This window comes from Providencia sp. PROV252, assembly GCF_033676005.1.
Classification (GTDB): Bacteria; Pseudomonadota; Gammaproteobacteria; order Enterobacterales; family Enterobacteriaceae; genus Providencia; species Providencia vermicola.
Genome location: NZ_CP096294.1, coordinates 211,921 through 237,210, shown reverse-complemented (window position 1 = coordinate 237,210; position 25,290 = coordinate 211,921). Strand labels below are relative to the sequence as shown.

The window sequence follows — 25,290 nt, the reverse complement described above, 5'->3', positions numbered from 1 at the left end:
AGGTATTAACGTAGCCAGTTAGTTTTCACCAATTGCACCACTTCATCACCGCGCCCGCTCATAATGGCTTTTAGCATATATAAGCTAAAACCTTTGGCTTCCTGAGCAGCAATTTCTGGTGGCATTGAAAGCTCTTGTTTTGCAGTTAAGACATCCACCACCACAGGGCCATCATGGGCAAAAGCCTCTTTAAGTGCGCTGTCGAGATCTTCACTTTTTTCCACACGAATACCTTTGATACCTGCAGCGTTCGCAATTGCAGCAAAATTCGGATTATGCAAATCTGTTCCTGCTGTTAAGAAACCCGCGACTTTCATTTCCATTGCTACAAAGCCCAATACCCCATTATTATGAATAATGATTTTTACTGGCAATTGCATTTGTGAAAGAGAAATAAAATCCCCCATTAACATGCTAAATCCACCATCACCACACATGGCAACCACTTGGCGTGTTTTATCAACAGCCTGCGCACCAATTGCTTGTGGCATCGCATTCGCCATAGAACCATGATTAAACGAGCCAATTAAACGGCGCTTACCATTCATTTTCAAATAGCGTGCTGCCCAGACCGTTGGCGTACCCACATCACAAGTAAAGATTGCATCATCATCGGCCAGTTCACTAATTTTAGTTGCCAAGTACTGTGGATGGATGAGCCCTTCATGCCCTGGTTTTGCGAGATCATCTAACCCTTTACGCGCTTCCTCATAATGCTTCAATGCGTTCTCAAGGTGCTTTTTATCTTGTTTAGTTTGTAGATGCGGCTGCAAGGCATCCAGAGTTGCTTTAATATCACCAATCAGCCCCATATCGATATGGCAATGAGAACCTAAGCTCCCTGCATTAATATCAACTTGAATAATTTTTGCATCATTTGGGTAGAAAGGACGATATGGGAATTGCGTTCCGAGTAAAACAACCGTATCGGCGTTCATCATTGCATGGTAACCCGATGAAAAACCGATTAAACCTGTCATTCCCACGCTGTACGGGTTATCCCACTCAATATGTTCTTTACCGCGCAGTGCATGAACTACAGGTGCTTTTAGCGTTTCTGCCAGTTTGACTACTTCATCATGTGCCCCTGCACAACCATTACCACAAAATAATGTAACATTTTTGGCTTCATTTAAAGCTTGCGCTAATTGTTCGATTTCAGAGCGCTGTGGCATGATCAATGGGGCTTGAGGCTGATACCATGTTTCTTTGGCGGTCTCTGGTGCATCTTTTAATGCAATATCCCCTGGAATGACAACAACGGATACCCCTTTGTTCAGAATTGCTTTACGCATTGCAATGCCAAGCACCTGTGGGATTTGTTCTGGGTTAGAGACCATCTCACAATAGTGGCTACATTCACGAAATAGTTCTGTTGGGTGGGTTTCTTGGAAATAATTGCTGCCAATTTCACTTGATGGAATATGTGCTGCAATCGCCAATACAGGTACTCTGTTACGATGACAATCATATAGTCCATTGATAAGATGCATATTTCCAGGCCCACAAGAGCCTGCACAAACGGCTAGTTGCCCAGTAAGCTGGGCCTCTGAGCCCGCAGCAAATGCCGCCACTTCCTCGTGACGAGTGCCTAACCATTCAATTGCCCCTTGTCGGCGCAAACTGTCGGTTAAGCCATTCAATGAATCTCCAGTAACGCCCCAAATACGTTTAACACCTGCGTTATCAAGTACTTTTGCAATATAGGATGCAACACTCTGTTTTTTCATAATGGCACTCTTCTCAGTCGGAGGTCATACACGCTTGATAAAATACAGCGCGTATTCTTTTAGAGTTTGGTAAAATTCATTTTAAATCTTACTGTACTCTCTGATTATCAAACTTATTTAAAATCATTTATTTGATTGTAACCAAGTCAATTATTCATTCCTACTTATCAAATCCATTATAAAACAGAACGACACAATCCTCCGTTATTATCAAAAGAAGATGATGATAACGGAATAAATTAAGAGACTATTGTTAATATTAATCACTGCCATATAGATATCGTAAAATGATTAGCATAATTACCTAATCAATTTGAGAATGATTAAGTTATACTTTCCACAGTAAAACACCTGTTTGATACCCAGCACCAAATGACCAAAATACAATAATATCACCTTCATGAAGTAACCCTTTTTTCAAACGATGTGCATAGGCAACTAATGGGCTATTTCCGCCTGTATAACCATACTCATCACCAATATATTCAATCTGCTCCCAGGAAAGATTTAATGCATTTTTAATCATTCCAATATAATTTTTTGATAATTGAGAAAAGAAAAAACAAGAAACATCATTCAATTTTAAATGATGTTTTTCCAACTGGAATTGAATGGCTTCTATCGCAAAGGGCACACAGAGCTCTCCTGTAAAATTATCCCAGTGAAATTTCTCTTCTTGCATATTTTGGCTATGCGACAATCCATAGTGTGGAAATACAATCGTATCGGCATACTGACTATCAGTGTAATATTGGCTATCGATGAGCCCAGCGCCTGAGTTGTCCTTTACTTTATCGAGTATCATTGCAACCGCCGCATCCCCAAATAAAGCCTCAGGGAAAAACTCATGTGGTTTTGCATATCGAGAAACTTGATCTGTAGAGATAATCAATGCTCTGCAATAGGACGCTTTTAATTTCAGCATCATGGCCGCTTGTTCAAGAACTGCCAGCATACTTAAACAATTTATATTCATATCGATACAAATACAATTGTGTTTAATATTGAACTTTCGATGAATAAATAATGCGTGAGTTGGCGATAAATACTCTACCGTCGTTGATACGAAAATAATAATATCAATATTACTATCATCCACTATCGGCTCTGCTGATTTAAATGCCATCGTTAATACATTTTCACTTTCAAGGTCAGAAACATAACGCTGTCGCTTACCTAATGATTCAAATAGATTATTAATATTTTTAATATCGCCATGCTTTTTGATAAAATATTCATTCCCCCTAATTTTTGCAGGATGATAAACATTAATCGCTGATATTTTCACGGAATTGTTCATATTACCCCCTATATTCATGGAGTATTTAGCATAGTTCAAATCAGCAAAAATAAAATACAACATATTGATTGTTATGGTTTTTATTATATATAATCAACATTGTTAGCCTAATGCATTATTGATATAAGTAACATGTTGTTATAAACCTAACCCGCTAAAATAAAACGCTAAAAATTCTTTTTTTTCGGCATTAAAAGCCAAGTATTTTACATTCTAGCGATATTAATGTATTATTGGTAACTAGTTTGATTATTCTCAGGTGGTTATTTTGCTCTATTTACAAAAAAAAGTGCTCTCTATTTCTCTCTCTAACTCTACTGTATTACTCCATTATCTAGCTCAATTTTAAATTTTAAAAACTGAACAAAAATTCATACAGCGACTATTATAAATGATAGGACTTTACACGTTGTTTAAGTATGAAAACCCACACCTTAAATGTGATTTATCTCGTTGTTGAAATTCAAATAAGAGGATGGTTTCATGAAATTCAAGAAGAAAAAAGAAAAACCATTAAATATTAATGACATTACAATCATTGATGATGGTAAATTAAAAAAAGCAATTACCGCTGCTTCACTGGGTAATGCGATGGAATGGTTTGACTTTGGTGTATATGGCTTCTTAGCTTACGTATTAGGTCAAGTTTTCTTTCCAGACGCATCACCGAGCGTCCAGATGATTGCTGCACTAGCGACATTCTCCGTGCCCTTCTTAGTTAGGCCATTAGGGGGAGTGGTATTTGGTATCTTAGGTGATAAGTATGGTCGACAAAAAGTGTTGTCGATGACCATTATCATTATGGCGATAAGTACGTTCTGTATTGGTTTGATCCCATCATATGAAAGCATCGGTATTTGGGCACCAATCTTGTTATTAATTGCTAAATTAGCACAGGGCTTCTCTGTCGGTGGGGAATATTCAGGGGCTGCAATTTTTGTTGCCGAATATTCACCTGACCGTAAGCGTGGCTTTATGGGCAGTTGGTTAGACTTTGGTTCTATCGCAGGTTTCGTGCTAGGTGCAGGTGTAGTCGTGCTAATTTCCAGTATCGTTGGAGAGGCAAACTTCCATGATTGGGGCTGGAGAATTCCGTTCTTCTTAGCCTTACCTTTAGGGATCATTGGGTTATATCTTCGCCATTCCCTTGAAGAAACGCCCGCTTTCCAACAGCACGTTGAGTCACTGGAAAAACAAGACAAAGCCAATATTCAAAATCCACCCAAAGTTTCAGTACGCGAAGTGGCATCGAAGCATTGGAAAAGCTTATTAATTTGTGTTGGCTTAGTGATTGCAACTAATGTCACGTATTACATGTTGCTGACTTACATGCCAAGTTATTTATCACATAACCTAAATTATTCAACTGACCATGGTGTGCTAATAATTATCGCCATTATGATTGGTATGCTATTTGTTCAACCCGTGATTGGCTTAACCAGTGATAAAATTGGCCGTCGCCCATTTGTTATTATCGGTAGCGTAGGTTTAGTGCTATTGGCTTACCCTGCTTTTATGCTAATTAACAGCGGCTCAGTTGGGTTAATTTTTGTAGGATTACTGATCCTTGCGATATTGCTAAACTGTTTTACTGGAGTCATGGCATCAATTTTACCCGCGATTTTCCCAACGCATATTCGTTACAGTGCCTTAGCCATTGCCTTTAATATCTCAGTATTAATTGCAGGTGCTACCCCAACTGTTGCAGCTTGGTTAGTCGAATCAACCACAGATTTATACATGCCAGCCTATTACTTGATGGTGATTGCATTGATTGGCTTATACACAGGTATTCGCATGCCAGAAACAGCCAATAAACCGTTGCGGGGTGCAACACCAGCGGCGTCGGATAAAGCCGAGGCGAAAGAAATCTTGAGTGAACATTTTGACAATATTGAGCAAAAAGTTGAAGATATTGACCAACAAATTGCTGAACTTGAGAAAAAACGCCAGTCGTTAATTAACCAGCATCCTAAATTAGATTAACGCCTAGGAGGAAAGCGGTGGCAGCCAAGCATCTTATCTGGTTTCGTCATGATTTACGCGTCACAGATAATAAAGCCCTTTCCTCGGCCTGCGCTGACCCGCAGGCCAATGTCATCGCCCTCTATACCGCCACGCCCGAACAGTGGAAACAGCATGATGTCTCTGTACGGCAAATCGCCTTTATTCATCAAAACCTTGTCGAATTACAACATTCCCTTGCTGAGTTAGGTATCCCACTCATTTGCCATACTGTGGATAATTTTGTAGATGCCGCTAAATGGGTACTAAATTACGCCAAAGAACAGCAGGCGGATGCCTTGTTTTTCAATCGGCAGTATGAATGGAATGAAAAGAAACGTGATGAGTGGTTGATAGAACACGCATCACCAATGCATGTCCATACTTTTGATGATGCGCTGTTGCTCCCACCTGGCGCAGTAACAAATCAAAAAGGTGAGATGTACCAAGTTTATACCCCATTTCGCCGTGCTTTTCTAACCCAACTCACTGTCACAGACTACCGTTCCTTACGTGCCCCTGCTCAGCGCTCAAAGCCGTTAGAGATTAAAACAATCCTGCCGCTATTTCCTCATGAGGATCAAAACATCGCGCAATCTTTCCCTGCAGGTGAACAAGCTGCCTTAAAGCAGCTCAGGCAGTTTTGCGCTAAAAAAGTTACAGATTACCAACATGATAGAGATTTCCCCTCCATTAATGGCACTAGCCAGCTATCGCCATACCTCGCGATTGGAGTGTTATCCCCTCGCCAGTGCATCAATCGTTTGCAAGCTGAAAACCCACAATTTCTTGACTACCCTGATAGCGGCGCATTCACTTGGTTAAATGAATTAATTTGGCGTGAATTTTATACTCACCTTTTAGTGGCATTTCCTCGCCTGTGCCGCCACCAGCCCTTTATTCATTGGACACAATATATTCATTGGAATGATTCACCTACCGATTTTGAGGCATGGAAAATCGGACAAACGGGCTACCCAATTGTTGATGCAGCCATGCGGCAGCTGAATACCACAGGCTGGATGCATAATCGGTTACGAATGATTGTGGCGAGTTTCTTAGTCAAAGATTTACTCATTGATTGGCGGGAAGGGGAAAAATACTTTATGACCCAGCTGATTGATGGGAGTTTAGCGGCGAATAACGGCGGCTGGCAATGGTCAGCCTCTACAGGTGTGGATGCCTCCCCTTGGTTTCGTATTTTCAACCCGACCACACAAGGGAAAAAGTTTGATGCTCAGGGCACGTTTATCCGCTATTGGCTCCCTGAATTAAATGGCGTCCCTGATAAATATATCCATACCCCCCATGAATGGGCAGAAGAAAACAATATAGCCATTGATTACCCGAAACCTATCGTTGATCACAAACAGGCGCGTTTAAACACACTGGATGCGTTTGAAGCAGGTAAACGCAATAGTCTTAAATACGATAAATAGCAAAGTTATTATTTGTGTTAAGGGTTATTATGCAAGCCTAATGATAAGGAGATGCAATCGATGAGCGTAATTTTACAGGTAGACTTCCCATACCAAGGCCCATGGGGCGAAGAAATGACGGCAGCAATGAATGATTTAGCTCAGTCAATCAACCAAGAACCTGGTTTTATCTGGAAGATTTGGACTGAAAACCAACAAACTCAAATGGCAGGTGGAGTTTACATGTTTGCTTCTGAGCAAGAGGCAAACGCATATTTAACCAAACACAGTGCGCGTTTAAAAGCCTTTGGTGTGCCTGATGTCCGAGGGGAAATTTTTGCCGTGAACACCGCACTCAGCCAACTTAACCAAGCGCAGTTTATCGCAAAATAAGCACTTATTGGCGATGAAATTCAAATAGCATCACATCAGAGGTAAATGAGCCATCTGCTTGTAATGCAAAATGGTGTTTCACTTCATCACTGAGCGTGTTTTGAAATTGGCGAATTGCCTCAACTAAAGGTTGTGGCGTTCGCATCCGTTCAACCCAACTGGTAAATTCAAGGGGCAAACGGAAACTTTGAACACCACTAACAAATAGCCCTGCATTGTTGAACATCCCTGCCCATTCCCCTGCGGAATAATCGCGAATATGCGATGTATCCCTTAAAACTTCAACGGTTTGGAGATAAATGTCCAACAATGGGTGACCTGGTGAAACCACATCAATAAAAATGCCTTTTCCACCCACTTTTAATACACGGCGGACTTCACGCAGCGCTTTTTCAACATCATGCCAATGGTGTGCAGAATAGCGGCTAATCACCCGATCAAAATGATTATCTGCAAACGGCAGTTGTTCAGCTGTGCCTTTGCAGGTCGCGATATTGGTTAATTGGCGCTCTTGCGCGTTTTTCGCCACAACACTCAGCATCGAGTCGGACAGATCATATGCTGTGACAGATTTAACCCATGGCGCGGTATAAAAACTCGCATGCCCTGCACCACAGCCAAGGTCAAGGACATCCTCAGCTTGGCACCCCTGTAACAACCTCTGCAAGGCGAGTAAATCTTCACCTTGCGCATGAACCTGACTGGTTAAATAGGCGTTGGCTTGCTCATCAAATTGCTGATAAACCGCTTGATGGTGCGTTTTCATTTCTGTTTCCTGACATTTTGTTAGCGATTTCCCATCACAACAGAAAATGATTGAAAAAGCACCTATTTGTTTGTAACCGTTTCATCACAATCATGGTTAATGAAAATCCCCATGACGGCGTTCCACCAGCGTCAAAATGCTATAAAGTGCCACGGCTGTATCGTCTTGGTTAAAGACTTGCACATCCCATTCAACAACACCATTTGGTTTATCTTCGGCTAATTTCTGTGGTTTTTTTATCTTTTTCTTGCACGTTAGACGAACTTGTATCGTATCGCCAATTTTTACGGGTTCGATAAAACGCAAATTTTCCATGCCATAATTTGCGATAACTGGCCCAACGCCTGCATCAACAAACAGACCTGCTGCGGCTGAAACCACAAAATACCCATGGGCAATACGTTCACCAAACAGTGATTGTGCCGCCCCGATTTTATCCACGTGCACATAGAAATTATCACCACTGAGGCAAGCAAAATTAGCAATATCGGCCTCCGTCACCGTACGCCTTGCTGTGAGCAACGTATCGCCTATCACTAAGTCTTCAAAATGTTTTCGAAATGGATGAACAACATCAGTTACCATCTCCGCACCACGGATCCACTGCTGGCTAATCGCGGTTAACATCGATGGGCTCCCCTGAATGGCTGTGCGCTGCATATAATGCTTCACCGCTCTCAATCCACCCAGTTCTTCACCGCCACCTGCACGCCCAGGCCCACCATGCACTAGTAGAGGTAGTGGTGAGCCGTGCCCTGTTGATTCTGCCGACGATGCCTCATTTAATACCAACATGCGTCCATGTGCGCGTGCACTTGCTCGGATCACTGATTGAGCGACCTGTGCATCCGCTGTCACTAATGTGCCCGCCAAGCTACCGCCCCCGAGAATGGCAAGTTGCACCGCTTGTTCAAGGCTTTCATAACTCATTAACGTCGCAACAGGGCCAAATGCTTCAGTTTCATGGACGGCCGAAGATTTAAATGGCTCTGCGCAGTACAATAATGTCGGTGGATAAAAGGCACCGTTTTGGCTATCAGCACCGATGACCGCTAATTGTTCAAACTGCCCACCACAGAGTACTTCACAGCCATTGTTTTGTAGATAATCCACTTTCGTCTGCACATCTTGGCGCTGTTCTAAATTAATCAACGCCCCCATGCGTACCCCATCAACTGCGGGGTCACCAACTGTCGTCGCCGATAACCGTTTAAGCAGTGCTTGTTTAACATTGTCTAACTGATTTTTCGGTACAATAATACGACGAATGGCCGTGCATTTTTGCCCTGCCTTTGCGGTCATTTCACTGGTCACTTCTTTAATAAACAATGCAAATTCAGGCTGTTCTGGCTGCACATCATTCCCTAAGATTGCACAGTTCAGTGAGTCGGCTTCCATGGTGAAAGGCACTGATTTTTCTATGATACGCGGATGGGATTTAAGTTTTTGCCCTGTGGAGGCTGACCCTGTGAACGTGACGACATCCTCAAAATCAAGGTGATCAAACATATCCCCGACGCCACCACAAATCAGCTGAATAGCCCCCGCAGGTACCAAACCACTGTCGACCATCAGCTTGACCATCGCTTGGGTGACTTGAGCCGATGCTGTCGCAGGCTTGATAATGGCAGGCATACCCGCTAGCCACGTAGGTGCCAGTTTCTCTAGCATTCCCCAACAAGGAAAATTAAAAGCATTGATATGCAGCGCCACGCCACGGCGAGAGGTCAAAATATGATGGCCAATAAATTGCCCCTGCTTAGACAAAGGAACCGTGTCACCTTCAGGCCAAATGGTGTCATCGGGGAGCTCTCTACTTGCCAAACCTGAATAGGCAAATAACGTCCCAATACCCCCTTCAATATCCACCCAGCTATCTGCTTTTGTTGCCCCTGTTTGCGCTGAAATCGCATAGAGTTCCGCCTTATGCTCCAACAAATACTTGGCCACCGCTTTAAGCATCTGCCCCCGTTGCTGGAATGACATAGCAGATAGCGCCTCCCCTCCAACTTCTCGCCCATAGGCCAGACTGTCAGATAAAGGAAGCCCCTCGGTTGTCACCGCGTATAAAGCCTGATTAGTAAGTGCATGATAGATCGCCCGCTCTTTACCATTACCCTGTACCCACTTCCCCATAATGTAACTTGTTAAATGCTGCATATCTCACTCCAGAAATAAAGGAAATAAACAAAACCAATATTTAAATATGTATCATAAAAATAATCATAGATGCTAATTTAAATTTAACAAATTAAAAACAAATTTGCATAAATCTAAGTTCCCACTCAAATCCATACAAAAAACAATGAATATATATTATTGATTTTATTCTGTTTACAATAAAACCTTGTGAAGTGCCTCGCAGAATTAAGTTAATGAACATTGATCTTTATGTTAAATATTCCTAGCATCAATGTTAAATATAAATGATTCATTATTTTAAATTAAAAAATATTTTTCGAATCACTTAATGGAAAAATCAATGAACGAGAAAAATCAGGCTAACTTCGAGGCCAAAATCGAAGCGGATATTTCCATCGAGCCCAAAGACTGGATGCCCGATGCCTATCGGCAGAACCTTATTCGCCAGATCGGCCAACATGCCCACTCCGAAGTCGTGGGAATGCTCCCGGAAGCCAATTGGCTCACCCGCGCACCGACGCTGCGCCGTAAAGCTATTTTACTCGCCAAAATTCAAGATGAGGCTGGCCATGGCCTTTATCTATACAGCGCAGCAGAAACCCTTGGCTGTTCTCGCCAAGATATCTACCAAAAGCTGCTTGATGAAAAAATGAAGTATTCCTCGATATTTAATTACCCCACGTTGAGTTGGGCTGATGTAGGCGTAGTTGGCTGGTTAGTCGATGGAGCCGCGATTGTGAACCAAGTCGCGCTATGCCGTGCATCCTACGGCCCTTATGCACGTGCAATGGTGAAAATTTGTAAAGAAGAAAGTTTCCACCAACGCCAAGGTTATGAAGCCGTGATGGCCCTAGCAGAAGGCACTGAAGCACAAAAGGCGATGTTACAAGATGCAATAAATCGCTTCTGGTGGCCTGTTCTCACCATGTTTGGCCCGAATGACTCCGATTCTCCGCACAGTGCACAAAGTATGGCGTGGAAAATCAAACGCTTTAGTAATGACGAACTCCGTCAAAAATTTATCGATAACACTGTGCCACAAGTCGAAGCACTCGGTATGACCATTCCTGATCCTGATCTCATGTGGGATGACGAGCTGGGTCACTACCGCTTCGGGGAAATTGATTGGGCAGAGTTTTACCAAGTGATTAAAGGTAACGGCATTTGTAACCATGAGCGCCTGGGTGCAAAGCGTAAAGGCTGGGAAGACGGAGCATGGGTACGCGAAGGTGCCATGGCACATAGTCGCAAGCAAAAGTCCATAAAATCCGCAGCGTAGTTTACTGACCAATGCTCAGAAAAGGAAAATACCATGAATAACCAAGATTGGCCTTTATATGAAGTTTTTATTCGCAGTAAACAAGGTTTGGCTCACCGCCATGTCGGAAGCTTACATGCCTCAGACGACCAAATGGCGCTAGAAAACGCCCGTGATGCCTACACTAGACGCAGCGAAGGTTGCTCGATTTGGGTCGTCAAAGCTGCCCATTTAATTGCATCGCAGCCTGAAGATAAAAGCACATTCTTTGACCCTGCGGACACCAAGGTTTACCGCCATCCAACTTTTTACACCATCCCTGATGGCATTAAAAACATGTAAGGAGCACCTCATGAATCATCAAGAACAGCTCCATCATTACACATTACGGCTCGGTGACTCGCCATTAATTCTTGCACAACGTCTGTGTGAGTGGTGTGGGCATGCACCTGAAATCGAAATTGATCTCGCACTCTCTAATATTGGCCTGGATTTACTGGGGCAAGCACGCAATTTTTTAAGCTACGCCGCCCAGCTAAAAGGCACCGATTATGATGAAGATAAGCTGGCCTTTTTACGTGATGAACGAGAATTCAGCAATCTATTACTCGCTGAACAGCCAAATAACGGCTTTGATGACACACTGGTACGCCAATTTTTTATGGACGCTTATCACGTTCCACTCTACCAAGCCCTGATCCATAGCCGCGATGAACAACTTTCGGCTATTGCAGAAAAATCCCTCAAAGAGGCAATTTACCACCTGCGCTTTAGCCGTAATTGGATGATCCGTTTAGGGGATGGTACAGAGGAAAGTCATCGACGAATGCAAGATTCTGTTAATGCATTATGGCGCTTTACTGGTGAACTTTTTCACGCAGATAACATTGAAATTGCCCTCAGCGAAGCGGGTTTTGCCGTTGATCCTCGTTCTTTGAAAGACACATGGTTAAACACCATCAATGAAACCTTTGATGAAGCCACGCTTAGCGTACCTGAGAAAGACGCTTATCGTTTAGGGGGTAAGCAAGGCAGCCATACTGAACATCTCGGCCTGCTGTTAACGCAATTGCAATTTATGCAACGCGCTTACCCAAATAGCCAGTGGTGATGCTATGGAACAGAGACTGCAATTCAACGAGCTTCAATCACCCCAAGTTCATCAGATCTGGCAACAGCTGCACCAAATTTCCGATCCTGAGCTGCCTGCACTCTCTATTACTGATCTTGGCATGATCCGCAAAGTGCTTCCAGATAACCAGGGTTGGAAAGTCATTTTTACACCGACCTATTCGGGTTGCCCTGCAACCGAATTTTTAATCAATGAAATTAAAACGGTTTTGGGCAATGCGGGTTTTGAACAGGTTGATATTGAAGTCATGTTAGCTCCTGCTTGGACCACCGATTGGATGAGCCAAGATGCCAAAAGGCGCTTGCGTGAATTTGGTATTGCGCCGCCACAAGGCACTTCTTGCGAGCACCCTGAGCACAAGGGAGCCATTCGTTGTCCACGCTGTGATAGCGAACAGACTGAAAAAATTAGCGAATTCGGTTCAACCGCATGCAAAGCATTGTATAAGTGCGCCGAATGCTTAGAGCCATTTGATTACTTTAAATGTATTTAGGGGCACTCATATGACTGTATTTCATCGTTTAAGTATTGCCGCCATTGAGCGCGACACCCCTGACGCCGTTGCGGTGACGTTCGATATTCCTGATGCCTTACGCGAACAATATCGTTACCGTCCAGGGCAGCATCTCACCTTAAAAGCCTTAATTAATGGTGAAAATTTGCGCCGCTGCTACTCCATTTGTAGTTCACCTGACGAAGAGACACTAAAAATTGGCGTAAAAGCCATTTATGAAGGACGCTTTTCTAATTTTATCAACCAACAACTGAATGTCGGCGATAGCCTCGATGTAATGATCCCACAAGGGCAGTTTGGCTACCAGCCTGAAACGCATACCCATGCACACTACCTTGCCGTTGCTGCGGGCTCTGGGATCACCCCACTGCTTTCAATCATTAAAGCCACATTGCAAACAGAGCTTAAAAGCCATTTTGTGTTGATTTATGGTAATCGTAATAGCCGTTCTGTGATGTTTAAAGAGAGTATTTCAGACTTAAAAAACCGCTTTGCTGAGCGTTTCCAAGTGCTTTATCTGTTTAGCCAAGAGCTTCAAGACAGTGAACTCCTTAGCGGGCGTATTAGCCAGCAACAGCTTTTGGCATTAGGTAACACACTATTAAATTTTAAACAATTTGACCACGCGTTTATCTGCGGCCCTGAAAGTATGATGGATGAGGTGCATGACACCCTCGTGAGTTACGGCATACCAAAAGAATTCGTACACACTGAGCGTTTCAACACATCAGGAGCAAAATTTAAACCCACTGCCGCCAAGTCCAATGAAACTCGCCAAGTCAGTATTCACCTTGATGGTCGCACTTTGAATATCAGCATGGACAGTCAAGATGACAGCATTTTGGATGCGGCATTACGCCAAGGCGCTGACCTGCCATATGCCTGTAAAGGGGGCGTGTGTGCAACCTGTAAATGCAAATTGCGTTCAGGAGAAGTGGAAATGGGCGTCAATTACAGTCTTGAACCAGACCAGATTGCCGATGGTTACATCCTGAGTTGCCAAGCCTGGCCAAAGGGTGATGGCGTTGTTTTAGACTTTGACGTATAGGAAGCGCAATGAAAAACCCCTGGATTTTATCTCAGCAAAATCAGCGTGTTCTTACTCTAACGTTGAATCGCCCCGAAGTGCGTAACGCGCTTAGCACCCAATGCCTTGAGTTGCTGGTACAACATCTTGAATCCGCTGATAACAATGAGGAAATCGGTGCGATAGTCATCGCTGGCAACCCGCGTTTCTTCGCTGCTGGCGCGGATCTTAAAGAGCTACAACAGCAAACTGTCGCTAACGCGATAACGGATAAACGCCCTCAAGTATGGCGTCGTTTATCCATGATATCAAAGCCAATTATCGCTGCCACCAATGGGTATGCACTCGGGGCAGGCTTCGAGCTACTACTCGCCAGTGACATGGTGATTGCAGGGGAATCCGCCCGTTTTGGGTTACCCGAAATTACCCTCGGTTTAATGCCTGGAGCGGGCGGTACACAGCGTTTGATCCGCGCTGTAGGCAAATCTTTAGCGATGCAAATGGTGCTGACAGGGGAACCGATTAGTGCCAAACACGCACTCCAAGTGGGCTTAATCAGTGAAATTTGCGTTGACGATTTAGTGGTCGAACGTGCTCAACGACTTGCACAACGCATTACAGAGCATGCGCCTTTAGCCGTGCGTGCGGCAAAGGCAGCCTTAGTCCACGCCCAAGATAACCACCTTACTGAGGGACTAAAACTAGAGCGCCAATATTTTGTGGCCTTAGCAGGCACGCAAGATCGGCAAGAAGGGATCGCAGCCTTCTTTGAAAAACGCCCACCTCAGTTTACAGGACAATAACCATGACAAACGAAGCGATGATCCTCACCGCACTGGAAAATGGGGTTCTTACGGTAACCTTAAACCGCCCTGATAGGCTCAATAGTTTCAATGATGAAATGCATCGTCAGTTGAGTGATGCCATCAAAATTGCAGAACGTGACGACACGGTGCGTTGCTTAGTGATCACAGGGGCTGGCCGTGGTTTTTGTGCAGGTCAAGATCTCAACGATCGTAATGTCAACGTCGGTAGCGAAGCGCCTGATCTCGGTTTTTCTGTAGAAACCTATTATAACCCACTGATCCGCCGTCTTACGGCCTTACCAAAACCCATTATTTGCGCCGTCAATGGTGTCGCGGCAGGCGCTGGTGCAGCTATCGCATTAGCTGGAGATATTGTTATCGCCGCCAAAAGTGCCAGTTTTATTCAGTCATTTTGCCGCCTGGGTTTAGTTCCCGATTCAGGGGGAAGCTGGTTTTTGCCCCAGCTAGCTGGGCACGCCAGAGCGATGGGCATGGCATTATTGGGGGACAAAATCAGCGCAGAGCAAGCATTGCAATGGGGAATGATTTGGCAAGTTACTGAAAATGAAGCACTCACAGACACTGTTCAGCAACTAGCTCAACACCTTGCGACACAACCTACCTACGGTCTCGGCCTAATCAAAAAAGCCATTTACTGCGCAGCAACCAATACCCTAGATGAACAACTAGACCTTGAGCGCGATTTGCAGCGTTTAGGTGGACGTAGCGAAGATTACCGCGAAGGGGTAAGTGCTTTTTTAAACAAACGCGAACCGCAGTTTAAGGGGCGATAACCATGACACTCCCTACAACTTCTACCATCACGACAATTGCGGTTATCGGCGCTGGCACTATGGGTATTGGTATTGCGCAGGTAGCTGCCACCGCAGGGCTTACCGTTTTACTGTTTGATATTAACCAAGATGTATTAACCCGTTCATTAGACACGATGACGCAACGCTTACGTAAACGTGTGGAACAAGGAAAGGCTGAGTCAAAAACGATAGAAACGCTGATCACTAACATTCATGTCGCTCAACACTTGTCTGAGTTGTCTAGTGCCCAACTTGTCATAGAAGCTGTTGCAGAAAAATTAGCAATAAAACAGTCTATCTTCGGTGAACTTGAAGGCATTTGTCATAAATCAACAATATTTGCGAGTAACACATCGTCATTGTCGATTACAGCGATTGGTTGCCAATTGAAACACCCTGAACGGCTTGCTGGCTTACACTTTTTTAACCCAGCTCCCGTGATGAAATTGGTTGAGGTGATTCGTGGCCTAGAAACATCACCTGAAGTTATTGAACAGTTGAAAGCATTGACTCTCTTATGGGGTAAGGTACCCGTTATTTGCCGCTCAACACCTGGGTTTATTGTCAATCGCGTAGCAAGGCCTTTTTATGCAGAGACCTTACGCGCCCTCGAAGAGCAAGTGGGCTCCCCAGCCACGTTAGATAGTGTGCTGCGGGATGCAGGAGGCTTTACAATGGGGCCATTGCAACTCACTGATCTCATTGGCCATGACGTCAACTATGCCGTGACTGAATCCGTATTTCAGGCCTTCGGTTATGACCCACGCTTTCAAACCTCATTAATGCAATTGGAATTAGTGCAAGCAGGGCATTTTGGTCGAAAATCAAAACAAGGTTTCTATCATTATGATGATAATAAACCACAACCTACTGCGTCATTTGCCGCAAAAGTTCATCTTAACCACCCTCAAACTGTAAAAGTTGGTGGCGATTGGCAGATATTTCCTGAGTTTGCGCAGCTTTTATCTGAAAATGGGATCTCACTCGAAGGATTAGCACAACAGCCAAATCAATCTCCCACCCTCCTTGTTAATGACGTTATGATTATGTTAACAAATGGTGAATTGGCATCATTTCATGCACAGCGATCAGGGCAAGCGGTGGTTTTATTTGATTTATCGGCAAATTATCTTTCCGCAAGCGCCATCACGCTCACCTGCGCAACGCAAAACAATACGCAACAAAACCAACACGCGATCGCCTTTTTTCAGTCTCTTGGGAAAAACGTGATTGTACTACCTGATTACCCTGCGCTGTTAACGATGAGAACGGTTGCGATGTTATGTAATGAAGCACTCGATGTCGTGAATAAAGGGGTTGCTACTGTACAAGATACCGATAATGCCATGCGCTTTGGGGTGAATTATCCCAAAGGCCCATTAACTTGGGGAGCTCAACTCGGTTGGCCGCGTATGTTATCGGTACTTGAGCAACTTGCGCAGTTTTATGGGGATAGCCGTTATCGTCCCAACCCATTACTTAGGCAGTTAGCTGCAGGTTATCAGTCTTTATCTTTCAAGGAGTTGCTATGATTTCTGTGCCGAATATCACGACTGCTCAACAATCCGCTCATATTATGTATCGTGATGATGCATGTGCAAAGGCAATGGGTATGTCGATTGAGAAAGTCGAAGATGGCTTTGCCCAATTAAAAATGCCAATCACTGCAAATATGCTTAATGGCCATAAGACCTGCCATGGTGGGCAACTCTTTAGCCTTGCCGATACCGCATTTGCCTACGCCTGTAATAGCCAAGGGTATGCTGCTGTTGCGTCTATGTGTTCCATTGATTTCATCCGTCCAGGCTTTGAAGGGGATTTACTCACTGCCACCGCAAAAGTGAAATATCAAGGCAAACGTAACGGGCTCTATGACGTCGAAATAACTAACCAAGATGGCAAAACACTTGCCTTATTCCAAGGGCGCTCTCATCGTTTAGGGCACCGCTTAGAGGAGGCTTGCCATGATTGATGCGTATATTTGTGATGGTGTGCGTACTCCGATAGGCCGTTATGGTGGTGCTCTTTCTTCCCTGCGTCCTGACGATCTCGCGACTTTACCCTTAAAAGCGTTAATGGCAAGGAACCCGCAGTTAGATTGGTCACTGACTGATGACATTATTTTAGGTTGCGCAAACCAAGCGGGTGAAGACAACCGTAACGTGGCTCGCATGGCGGGTTTGCTGTCTGGCTTGCCCATTTCGGTTTCAGGCACAACTATTAACCGCTTATGCGGTTCTGGGCTAGATGCAATCGCGCTTGCCGCGAGAAGTATTAAAGCAGGTGAATCAGGGTTAATGATTGCAGGGGGCGTTGAGTCAATGAGCCGCGCACCGTTTGTTATGGGGAAACAAGAATCGGCTTTCTCACGCCAAGCCCAAGTCTTTGATACTACAATCGGTTGGCGGTTCATCAACCCATTAATGGAACAACAATGCGGTACTGATTCCATGCCTGAAACGGCTGAAAATGTGGCAGAAACCTACCAGATCAACCGTGCAGACCAAGATGCATTTGCACTACGCAGCCAGCAGCGCACTGAACGGGCTAAAGTTAACGGTATATTTGCGCAAGAAATTGTCCCTGTCACCATTAAACAGCGCAAAAATGAAATCGTGGTCACTGAAGATGAACATCCTCGTGCAGAAACCACCTTTGAGCAACTGCAAAAGCTGAAAACACCGTTTCGTGAAAATGGCACTGTCACTGCAGGAAACGCCTCTGGCGTAAATGATGGCGCCGCTGCGCTAATTATTGCATCCAAAACAATTGCGAAACAGCAAGGTTTAACCCCACGCGCCCGTATTGTTGCCACTGCTACTTGTGGTGTTGAGCCTCGATTGATGGGGATTGGCCCGCTCCCTGCCTCACAAAAAGTATTGAAAATGGCGGGTTTAACTATCGACCAAATGGATGTTATTGAGCTAAATGAAGCCTTTGCAGCACAAGCTCTCGCCGTATTGAGGGGGTTAGGTTTACCCGATGACGCTTCGCACGTAAACCCCAATGGTGGCGCGATTTCCTTAGGTCACCCATTAGGGATGAGCGGTGCAAGACTCGCCATTGCCGCGATGAATGAACTTCATCGCAAACAAGGTCGCTACGCCCTATGTACCATGTGCATTGGCGTAGGGCAAGGCATCGCCATGATTATCGAACGAGTCTGAAAAAACGCATTCATATCAATAATAACCGCCTGAAATCCGACACCTGCTCAGGCGAAAACCAGCAACGTCATCAACGAAAACTGGTTAACATAATAATTATGAGGAATGGCAATTATGAGCATGATACAAAATAGCATCGACCCAATTGAATTTGCCTCACGTGATGAAATCGAGTCATTACAGTATTCTCGAATGAAGTGGACACTCACTCACGCCTATGAAAATGTACCAATGTACCGTAAAAAGTTTGATGACGCGGGTGTACACCCTGATGATTTTAAACAATTAAGTGATATCGAAAAATTCCCCTATACCACTAAGCAGGATTTACGGGAAAACTACCCATTCAGTACCTTCGCCGTCCCTATGGATCAAATCATTCGTATTCATGCCTCTTCAGGTACCACTGGGCGTCCAACCGTTGTCGGCTACACACAACGTGATATTGATAATTGGGCGGATTTGATTGCACGCAGTTTACGCTCTGCGGGGACAGTACGTGGCGATAAAGTCCATGTAGCTTATGGTTATGGCTTGTTTACAGGTGGCTTAGGGGCGCATTACGGTGCTGAGCGCCTTGGTGCCGCCGTTATTCCAATGTCAGGTGGGCAAACAGAAAAACAAGCACAATTAATTGCCGATTTTAAGCCTGATGTCATTATGGTGACGCCATCCTATTGCCTAAGTATTATTGATGAACTTGAGAAAATCATGGGTGGTGATGCTAGTAAGTGCTCACTTAGATTAGGCGTATTCGGTGCTGAGCCTTGGACAGAATCTCTACGCACTGAAATCGAAACTCGCCTTGGTATCAAAGCATTAGATATCTACGGATTATCAGAGGTGATGGGGCCTGGTGTTGCTATGGAGTGTGCTGACTCAGGTTCTAGCGGCCCAACTATCTGGGAAGACCACTTTTACCCTGAAATTATTTCCCCCGAAACCCTCAAAACATTAGGGGATGGTGAACATGGTGAGTTAGTGTTTACTACTCTGACAAAAGAGGCAATGCCTGTAATTCGTTATCGTACGCGGGATTTAACCCACCTAATGAAGGGCGTCAATCGCAACATGCGTCGAATTGGCAAAATCACGGGTCGTTCTGATGACATGATGATCATTCGCGGCGTGAATGTGTTCCCTTCTCAAATTGAAGAACAAATTATGCAGTTCAAAGAACTCTCACCGCACTATCAGCTCGAAATCGGTCGCCAAGGCAATATGGATAACTTATCAGTCCGCGTTGAGCTCAAACACCCAGAGCAACTCACTTACGATGAGCGCTGTAATATCTGCCATCATTTAAAACACCGTATCAAATCCATGGTTGGGATCAGCACGCGGATCAGTATCGTGAATTGTGGTGATATTCCACGTTCACAAGGTAAAGCCGAGCGGGTCATTGATACCCGAATTGCAATTTAATCAACGAATTAAGGCATATTAAGAATGGGTTACCTAATATGCCATCCTAATGCAACACGCTTTAATAAAAAACGATACGAGACAATATTCACTTTTATGTCTACTATTCAGGAAGAATTCTGATACAAAAAATTTATGGATGAAACATAAATGAATACCAAGCTCGACCAATTTATTCAACATGCTATCGCCAGTCAGCCCATTAGTGGTACGTCGCTCATTAGTTCCTTATACGGTGATGCACTACATCACCGAGGAGGCGAGGTTTGGTTAGGTAGCCTAACTAAATTATTAGAACCTATGGGGTTTACTGACCGCTTTGTGCGTACCTCTGTTTTCCGCTTACAAAAAGAGGGGTGGTTAGATGTCGAAAAAATTGGCCGACGCAGCTACTACCGAATCTCAGCCCGTGGGCAAAGTCGGTTTCGGCGGGCAGAGCAAAAAATTTACCTCGCAGAGCAACCTGATTGGGATGGAAAGTGGGACTTATTGTTATTAGAAGCGGCAGATAAAGAAGAAAAAGTTCGATTAAAAAAAGAGCTTAGCTGGCTAGGATTCGGGCAGTTTAATACATCCTTAATGGCAGCACCAAGTTGTGCACAAAGTGATGTACCAGCGTTATTAAATGAGCTTAATGCGACTGAGCAAGCCATTTATTTTCATGCAGACTACCCCTATAGCCGCTCAGAAAAAAACCTGAAAGACCTCGTGTCTCAGGCATGGTCTTTGCAAGATATTTCAGAGCATTATCACCAATTTATTTCCTTATTCAGGCCATTGGCCTTGTTACTCAAGGATAATACGGGAACACACATCAGCCCTGAGCATTGTTTTCAGTTACGGCTGCTTTTAATCCACTTTTATCGTCGCGTCACGCTCAAAGACCCGCTATTGCCTGACGAACTTTTACCGCCTCAATGGGAAGGGCATATTGCGCGTCATTTGTGCACCAATATTTATCAACGTATCGACCAAGCTGCAACGCAATATGTTTCAGAAAATAGCGAAACGACAGTGGGTGAACTTCCTCAACCTTCCAGTGCCTATTATCGGCGTTTTGGTGGGGTACTGCGGGAAATCGCCGCCTAAATTAACCGTTAAGGAGCCCTTATGCCTTTTTATCAAATCGATGGTATCACGCCTGTTGTTAGTCCAGATAGTTTTGTCCACCCCACTGCGGTCGTTATTGGTGATGTCGTAATTGGTAAAAATGTTTATATTGGCCCTAATGCCAGCTTACGGGGCGATTTTGGGCGGTTAATTATTAAAGATGGGGCTAACGTGCAAGATAATTGCGTGATGCATGGGTTCCCACAGTTCGACACCATTATTGAAGAAGATGGGCATATCGGACACGGGGCTATCTTGCATGGCTGCCATATCAAACGTAATGCTTTAGTTGGGATGAATAGCGTGATTATGGATGGTGCGGTGATTGGGGAAAATTCGATTGTTGGCGCATGTGCATTTGTTAAAGCGGAGGCCATATTTGCACAAAATAGCCTAATCGTGGGTACCCCAGCAAAAGTGTTACGAACACTATCAGAAAAGGAAATTGAGTGGAAAAGTAACGGTACCAAAGACTACCAGAACCTCGTTACTCGCTGTTTAAATACATTAAAAGAAATTGAGCCATTAACCGAAATAGAGGCCAACCGCCCTGTACTTCAGTTTGATAATATTATCCCAAAATCTCAGCTATAAAATGATTGGGAAGCCCCACAACAGCGCTTCCCAATCATTCACTATTACTTCGCATTATTACCAAATGGCGGTTTAGCAAACCAAACGGTAATGATCAGCACAATAAATACCCAACCACATAGCCAGAAAATTTCATTCGCCGCGATGATTAACCCTTGGCTAGTAATTTGCTGTGCAATAAAACCTGAAGTTTGCTCTGTGCTTAAGCCATGAGCAGCCATGCCTTGGTACATTGCTAAAGATTCAGGATTGTAATCCGTAATAAACTCAGTGAGTTGGCTATGATGCACAGACTCACGGTCGCTCCACATCGTGGTCGTGATTGATGTACCAATTGAGCCAGCGAGCGTTCGGAAAAAGTTTGCCAAACTGGAAGCCGATGCTAGTTTTTCAGGGGGAAGTCCCGATAAGGTCAATGTTGTCAATGGCATAAAGAAACACGCAACCGCCATGCCCTGCACCAGTTGCGGCCAAACTACCGCGGAGAACCCCATACTCGGCTCAAAGGTATACGCTCGCCAGAAGAAACAAATGGCATAAAAAACAAAACTAAAGGTCACTATCCAGCGGATATCCAAAAAGTCGGATAATTTTGCCACTGGCGCTGAAAATAAAACAGGTAACAAGCCAATCGGCGCAAGTGCAAGCCCCGCCCACGTTGCGGTATAACCATACACCTCTTGCAGCAATTGAGGTAATAACACTATCGCACCAAAATACGCCATATAGGCCAAACTGACCGAAATAGTGCCAATAGTAAAATTGCGCGATTTAAACAAAGACAGCTCGACAATCGGGTTTTTATCCGTTAGTTCCCAAATCACGAGGAATACTAAAGCGATAGCAGAAACAACGGCTAAAACCACAATCTCATTTGAAGCTAACCACCCCAGCTCTTTCCCTTTATCCAGTAGTACTTGTAAACAACCAACCCCCACGGATAATAACGCCAGGCCAATGACATTGAACGGCACTTTGACCACCGTCGATTCCATTCCTTTAAGGATAATCGAACCCACGATAATGACGAAAATGCCGAGAGGTACGTTCATAAAGAATATCCAACCCCAATGGAAGTTATCACTAATATAACCACCAAAAATGGGGCCAAATACAGGTGCTAAAATGATGGTCATCGACCAAAAAGCCAATGCCATATTCTGCATTTTCGGTGGGTAACACCGCATAATCAAACTTTGGGATAAAGGAATAACAGGCCCTGCAACAGCACCTTGTAAAACGCGATATAAAATCAACATTCCAAGGCTATCCGAGAAGCCACAAAGTAATGAAAATAAAGTAAAAAGTGCCGTCGCCCATAAGAAAACGCGAATTTCACCAAAACGCTTAGCAAGATACCCCGAAATAGCAATCGAAATGGCGTTCGACACCCCAAACGAGGTAATCACCCATGTCCCTTGCGAGACGGAAACACCAAGGTTACCCGCAATTGTCGGGATAGCGACGTTTGCGATGGTGGAGTCGAGCACTTGCATAAAAGTCGCAAGAGATAATGCAATGGTAGCCCAAACTAGCTTCGCACCTTTTAGGGGTTGGATATCTGCCACAATCACTCCTTACGAGCTAGTCCGCATTATCACTGATAATGCTATCGATAATGTGGTCGACATCTGCCAATTTTAGCACTAACACATCACTTTCAAACGCGGGCGTTGTACGCTGAACTTCGGCTAACACAGGGCCATTTTGGTCTTTAATATCAATGGTGACATTCATTGATAAGCCAATACGCAATGGGTGTTTTGCCACCTGCTCAGGGTCAAGCTCTACCCTTACAGGCAAGCGTTGAACCACTTTGATCCAGTTCCCCGTCGCATTTTGCGCGGGCAATAATGAAAATGCGCTTCCTGTTCCCATATCTAAGCCAACTACTGTGCCGTTATACACGATGTCATCACCATAAAAATCACTGTTAATGGTAACAGGCTGCCCAATGCGTACTTTTTCCAGCTGGGTTTCTTTGAAGTTAGCATCCACCCAAACAGGTTGAACAGGCACAATCGCCATTAAAGAGCTTTGTGGGCTGACTTGGGAACCCACTTGCACATTTCGGCGCGAAACGTAGCCTGTCATTGGGCTTTTAATTTCAGTACGTTGTAAATTGATCCACGCACTGCGCACACTATCAGCGGCTTGCTGAATGGCAGGCTGTTTTCTTAATGAGGTATTGCGCAATAACGCGCGGTTTGCGTTGTATTGCTGAATGGAAATATCCAATGCCGCTTGTGCGAGTTGCACTGCTTCTTGGGAATGTTGCAAATCTTCTTTTGAAATTGTTCCGCTGCGCCCAAGTGCAGCACGGCGTTGGTAATCTTTCTGAGCTTGCGCAAGTGAGATACGGTTTTTCTGTATTTGCGCCTGATACTCATCACCGTTGATATAGAGCTCTTTGGTTTTGCGTACCGTGGTCGCTAAATCGTGCTTAGCTTGTTCGAATGCCAGTTGAGCGTTGGTTTTATCCAACACCACCAGAACATCCCCCGCTTTCACCAAATCAGTATTTTCAAAATTGACTTGGGTAACATTGCCTGTTGTTTGCGCAATAATGGGGATTTGCAAACCCGAGACATAAGCATCGTCGGTATATTCTTGAAAACGCAAAACTAAAAACCAATACACACCATAGGCTACAAATAATAAAATAATAATTATTGTCGCAATGGTCATCCATATTGTTCGGCGTTTTTCATTTTTCGTTTTTTGATTATTTGTTTCTGAATGGGTTGATTGACTCATAATAACTCTCAGGGTCTAAAATCAATATTAATCCTCCCCCTATATTCAGGAAGTAAATACAATAAAGCAAGGGCTAATATTTTACAAATAAAACAATCACCATAAAAAATAAATAATTCATTGATAAATATCAAATAAATAAAAAAATAACAACTTATTATAATAGATTCATTTTATGATTAATTTAAATGAAATTAGTCATAATTAGATAACTTTCATTCAATTTGAACAAAATCAATATCAATTAAATATATTGAATACATTAGTTCGATAATAACCCTTCTTTTTTTGATGCATTTTAAATATGACTAAAATATTTAGCGCTCTATCATTCGATTAAATAATAATCTCATCATATCTTGACGTTGATGAATGATGGCATGGGATATCATCGTATTTTCGGCTATTTCATACGTATAGAGGATTGTATAGTTTTCTGGTGATAAGTATCCTCTATACCTTGAGACACCAATATCTTGAAGATATTCAGGTATTGAACAACACTCTGGAAATGGGGGTAAATGTTTCTCGTATTTATCAAGGAGTAAATTAGCCTGTTTTCTCCCGATACCTAATTCCTTTAACGAGCTAATAAACGTTTCTGTATACTTAAAATTAACTATCATCCAATCGTTCCAATCATGGTCGTTTAGAGCCTATCCAATAATTGGCCACGTGAATATAATTTATCTTCTTTACTATCTTTTTCTGAAATAGAAAGTAATTTAAGTAATGCAATTGCCTCATCCCTTTTTTCTATCTTCATAAGATTCAATGACATATGCAGGAATGCCATTTTGAGTTACTAAAATAGGCTCTGATAATTCAAGCCCTGCAGCATGCTTTTTAATATAGCTAATAGCCTCTATTTTCATGGTCTACTCCTAATCAATACGACACTCAAGAACTAAATATAGGCCAGCGGCAATTTT

Annotated in this window: 22 protein-coding genes and 1 pseudogene; 16 read left to right on the top strand and 7 right to left on the bottom strand. The window is 43.7% G+C overall.

What is annotated here, in order from left to right:
- Positions 1-5: 5 nt before the first annotated feature.
- Together poxB and M1F05_RS01030 are read right to left on the bottom strand one after the other, a co-directional pair.
- Positions 6-1,730 (bottom strand): ubiquinone-dependent pyruvate dehydrogenase, encoded by a 1,725-nt coding sequence (gene poxB / locus M1F05_RS01035; RefSeq protein WP_206085035.1) that lies wholly within the window; start codon positions 1,728-1,730, stop codon positions 6-8.
- Between the two features lie 328 nt (positions 1,731-2,058).
- Complete coding sequence (locus M1F05_RS01030) at positions 2,059-3,093, bottom strand: 3-oxoacyl-[acyl-carrier-protein] synthase III C-terminal domain-containing protein (protein WP_206085037.1); 1,035 nt, start codon at positions 3,091-3,093, stop codon at positions 2,059-2,061.
- A 420-nt stretch (positions 3,094-3,513) separates the two neighbouring features.
- On the opposite strand from M1F05_RS01030, the gene proP reads away from it, so the two are divergent.
- The 3 genes from proP to M1F05_RS01015 are packed head-to-tail and all read left to right on the top strand — an operon-like array spanning position 3,514 to position 6,845.
- Positions 3,514-5,016 carry a glycine betaine/L-proline transporter ProP gene (gene proP / locus M1F05_RS01025; RefSeq protein WP_206085039.1) on the top strand — a complete coding sequence of 501 codons (1,503 nt, stop codon included), beginning with the start codon at positions 3,514-3,516 and terminating at the stop codon, positions 5,014-5,016.
- 17 nt (positions 5,017-5,033) lie between these two features.
- A complete protein-coding gene (phrB, locus tag M1F05_RS01020; RefSeq protein WP_206085041.1) occupies positions 5,034-6,473 on the top strand; it encodes a deoxyribodipyrimidine photo-lyase in 1,440 nt (479 codons plus the stop codon).
- A 60-nt stretch (positions 6,474-6,533) separates the two neighbouring features.
- On the top strand, positions 6,534-6,845 hold the full coding sequence (locus tag M1F05_RS01015) for a monooxygenase (RefSeq protein WP_206085043.1): 312 nt from the start codon (positions 6,534-6,536) through the stop codon (positions 6,843-6,845).
- Between the two features lie 4 nt (positions 6,846-6,849).
- Here the strand turns inward: M1F05_RS01015 and M1F05_RS01010 are convergent, their stop codons facing one another.
- Together M1F05_RS01010 and paaZ are read right to left on the bottom strand one after the other, a co-directional pair.
- Entirely contained in the window at positions 6,850-7,659 is an 810-nt protein-coding gene (locus tag M1F05_RS01010; RefSeq protein WP_272516279.1) for a class I SAM-dependent methyltransferase, read from the bottom strand.
- A 48-nt stretch (positions 7,660-7,707) separates the two neighbouring features.
- Positions 7,708-9,771, bottom strand: coding sequence for a phenylacetic acid degradation bifunctional protein PaaZ (gene paaZ / locus M1F05_RS01005; protein ID WP_206085047.1), 2,064 nt, complete (start codon positions 9,769-9,771; stop codon positions 7,708-7,710).
- Positions 9,772-10,093: 322 nt separating this feature from the next.
- On the opposite strand from paaZ, the gene paaA reads away from it, so the two are divergent.
- The 13 genes from paaA to paaY all read left to right on the top strand — a co-directional run bounded on the left by paaA (position 10,094) and on the right by paaY (position 21,601).
- Positions 10,094-11,032, top strand: a complete 939-nt coding sequence (gene paaA, locus M1F05_RS01000; protein WP_206085054.1) for a 1,2-phenylacetyl-CoA epoxidase subunit PaaA — start codon at positions 10,094-10,096, stop codon at positions 11,030-11,032.
- 33 nt (positions 11,033-11,065) lie between these two features.
- Entirely contained in the window at positions 11,066-11,353 is a 288-nt protein-coding gene (paaB, locus tag M1F05_RS00995; RefSeq protein WP_206085056.1) for a 1,2-phenylacetyl-CoA epoxidase subunit PaaB, read from the top strand.
- A gap of 10 nt (positions 11,354-11,363) precedes the next feature.
- Positions 11,364-12,122: a 1,2-phenylacetyl-CoA epoxidase subunit PaaC gene (paaC, locus tag M1F05_RS00990; RefSeq protein ID WP_241016861.1), complete on the top strand. Its 759-nt coding sequence runs from the start codon at positions 11,364-11,366 to the stop codon at positions 12,120-12,122.
- A 4-nt stretch (positions 12,123-12,126) separates the two neighbouring features.
- Positions 12,127-12,636, top strand: coding sequence for a 1,2-phenylacetyl-CoA epoxidase subunit PaaD (paaD, locus tag M1F05_RS00985; protein WP_206085071.1), 510 nt, complete (start codon positions 12,127-12,129; stop codon positions 12,634-12,636).
- A gap of 10 nt (positions 12,637-12,646) precedes the next feature.
- A complete protein-coding gene (paaE, locus tag M1F05_RS00980; protein ID WP_206085080.1) occupies positions 12,647-13,705 on the top strand; it encodes a 1,2-phenylacetyl-CoA epoxidase subunit PaaE in 1,059 nt (352 codons plus the stop codon).
- An 8-nt stretch (positions 13,706-13,713) separates the two neighbouring features.
- Positions 13,714-14,487: a 2,3-dehydroadipyl-CoA hydratase PaaF gene (gene paaF / locus M1F05_RS00975; RefSeq protein WP_206085082.1), complete on the top strand. Its 774-nt coding sequence runs from the start codon at positions 13,714-13,716 to the stop codon at positions 14,485-14,487.
- A 2-nt stretch (positions 14,488-14,489) separates the two neighbouring features.
- Positions 14,490-15,284 (top strand): 2-(1,2-epoxy-1,2-dihydrophenyl)acetyl-CoA isomerase PaaG, encoded by a 795-nt coding sequence (gene paaG, locus M1F05_RS00970; RefSeq protein WP_206085086.1) that lies wholly within the window; start codon positions 14,490-14,492, stop codon positions 15,282-15,284.
- 2 nt (positions 15,285-15,286) lie between these two features.
- Positions 15,287-16,837, top strand: a complete 1,551-nt coding sequence (locus M1F05_RS00965; protein ID WP_206085088.1) for a 3-hydroxyacyl-CoA dehydrogenase — start codon at positions 15,287-15,289, stop codon at positions 16,835-16,837.
- Entirely contained in the window at positions 16,834-17,277 is a 444-nt protein-coding gene (gene paaI / locus M1F05_RS00960; protein WP_206085090.1) for a hydroxyphenylacetyl-CoA thioesterase PaaI, read from the top strand. Before M1F05_RS00965 ends, paaI begins: the two co-directional genes overlap by 4 nt.
- Entirely contained in the window at positions 17,270-18,472 is a 1,203-nt protein-coding gene (gene pcaF, locus M1F05_RS00955; protein WP_206085092.1) for a 3-oxoadipyl-CoA thiolase, read from the top strand. The genes paaI and pcaF overlap by 8 nt, the downstream gene beginning before the upstream one ends.
- 114 nt (positions 18,473-18,586) lie before the next feature.
- Entirely contained in the window at positions 18,587-19,897 is a 1,311-nt protein-coding gene (paaK, locus tag M1F05_RS00950) for a phenylacetate--CoA ligase PaaK (protein ID WP_206085099.1), read from the top strand.
- Between the two features lie 150 nt (positions 19,898-20,047).
- Entirely contained in the window at positions 20,048-20,986 is a 939-nt protein-coding gene (paaX, locus tag M1F05_RS00945) for a phenylacetic acid degradation operon negative regulatory protein PaaX (RefSeq protein WP_206085105.1), read from the top strand.
- 21 nt (positions 20,987-21,007) lie between these two features.
- Complete coding sequence (gene paaY / locus M1F05_RS00940) at positions 21,008-21,601, top strand: phenylacetic acid degradation protein PaaY (RefSeq protein ID WP_206085106.1); 594 nt, start codon at positions 21,008-21,010, stop codon at positions 21,599-21,601.
- Positions 21,602-21,645: 44 nt separating this feature from the next.
- On the opposite strand, the gene M1F05_RS00935 is transcribed toward paaY, so the two are convergent.
- The 3 genes and pseudogenes from M1F05_RS00935 to M1F05_RS00925 all read right to left on the bottom strand — a co-directional run bounded on the left by M1F05_RS00935 (position 21,646) and on the right by M1F05_RS00925 (position 25,233).
- Positions 21,646-23,169, bottom strand: a complete 1,524-nt coding sequence (locus M1F05_RS00935; protein ID WP_206085107.1) for a DHA2 family efflux MFS transporter permease subunit — start codon at positions 23,167-23,169, stop codon at positions 21,646-21,648.
- 16 nt (positions 23,170-23,185) lie between these two features.
- Positions 23,186-24,358: a multidrug efflux MFS transporter periplasmic adaptor subunit EmrA gene (emrA, locus tag M1F05_RS00930; protein ID WP_206085108.1), complete on the bottom strand. Its 1,173-nt coding sequence runs from the start codon at positions 24,356-24,358 to the stop codon at positions 23,186-23,188.
- Between the two features lie 649 nt (positions 24,359-25,007).
- Positions 25,008-25,233 (bottom strand): annotated as a pseudogene (locus M1F05_RS00925) (type II toxin-antitoxin system Phd/YefM family antitoxin).
- Between the last annotated feature and the right edge of the window lie 57 nt (positions 25,234-25,290).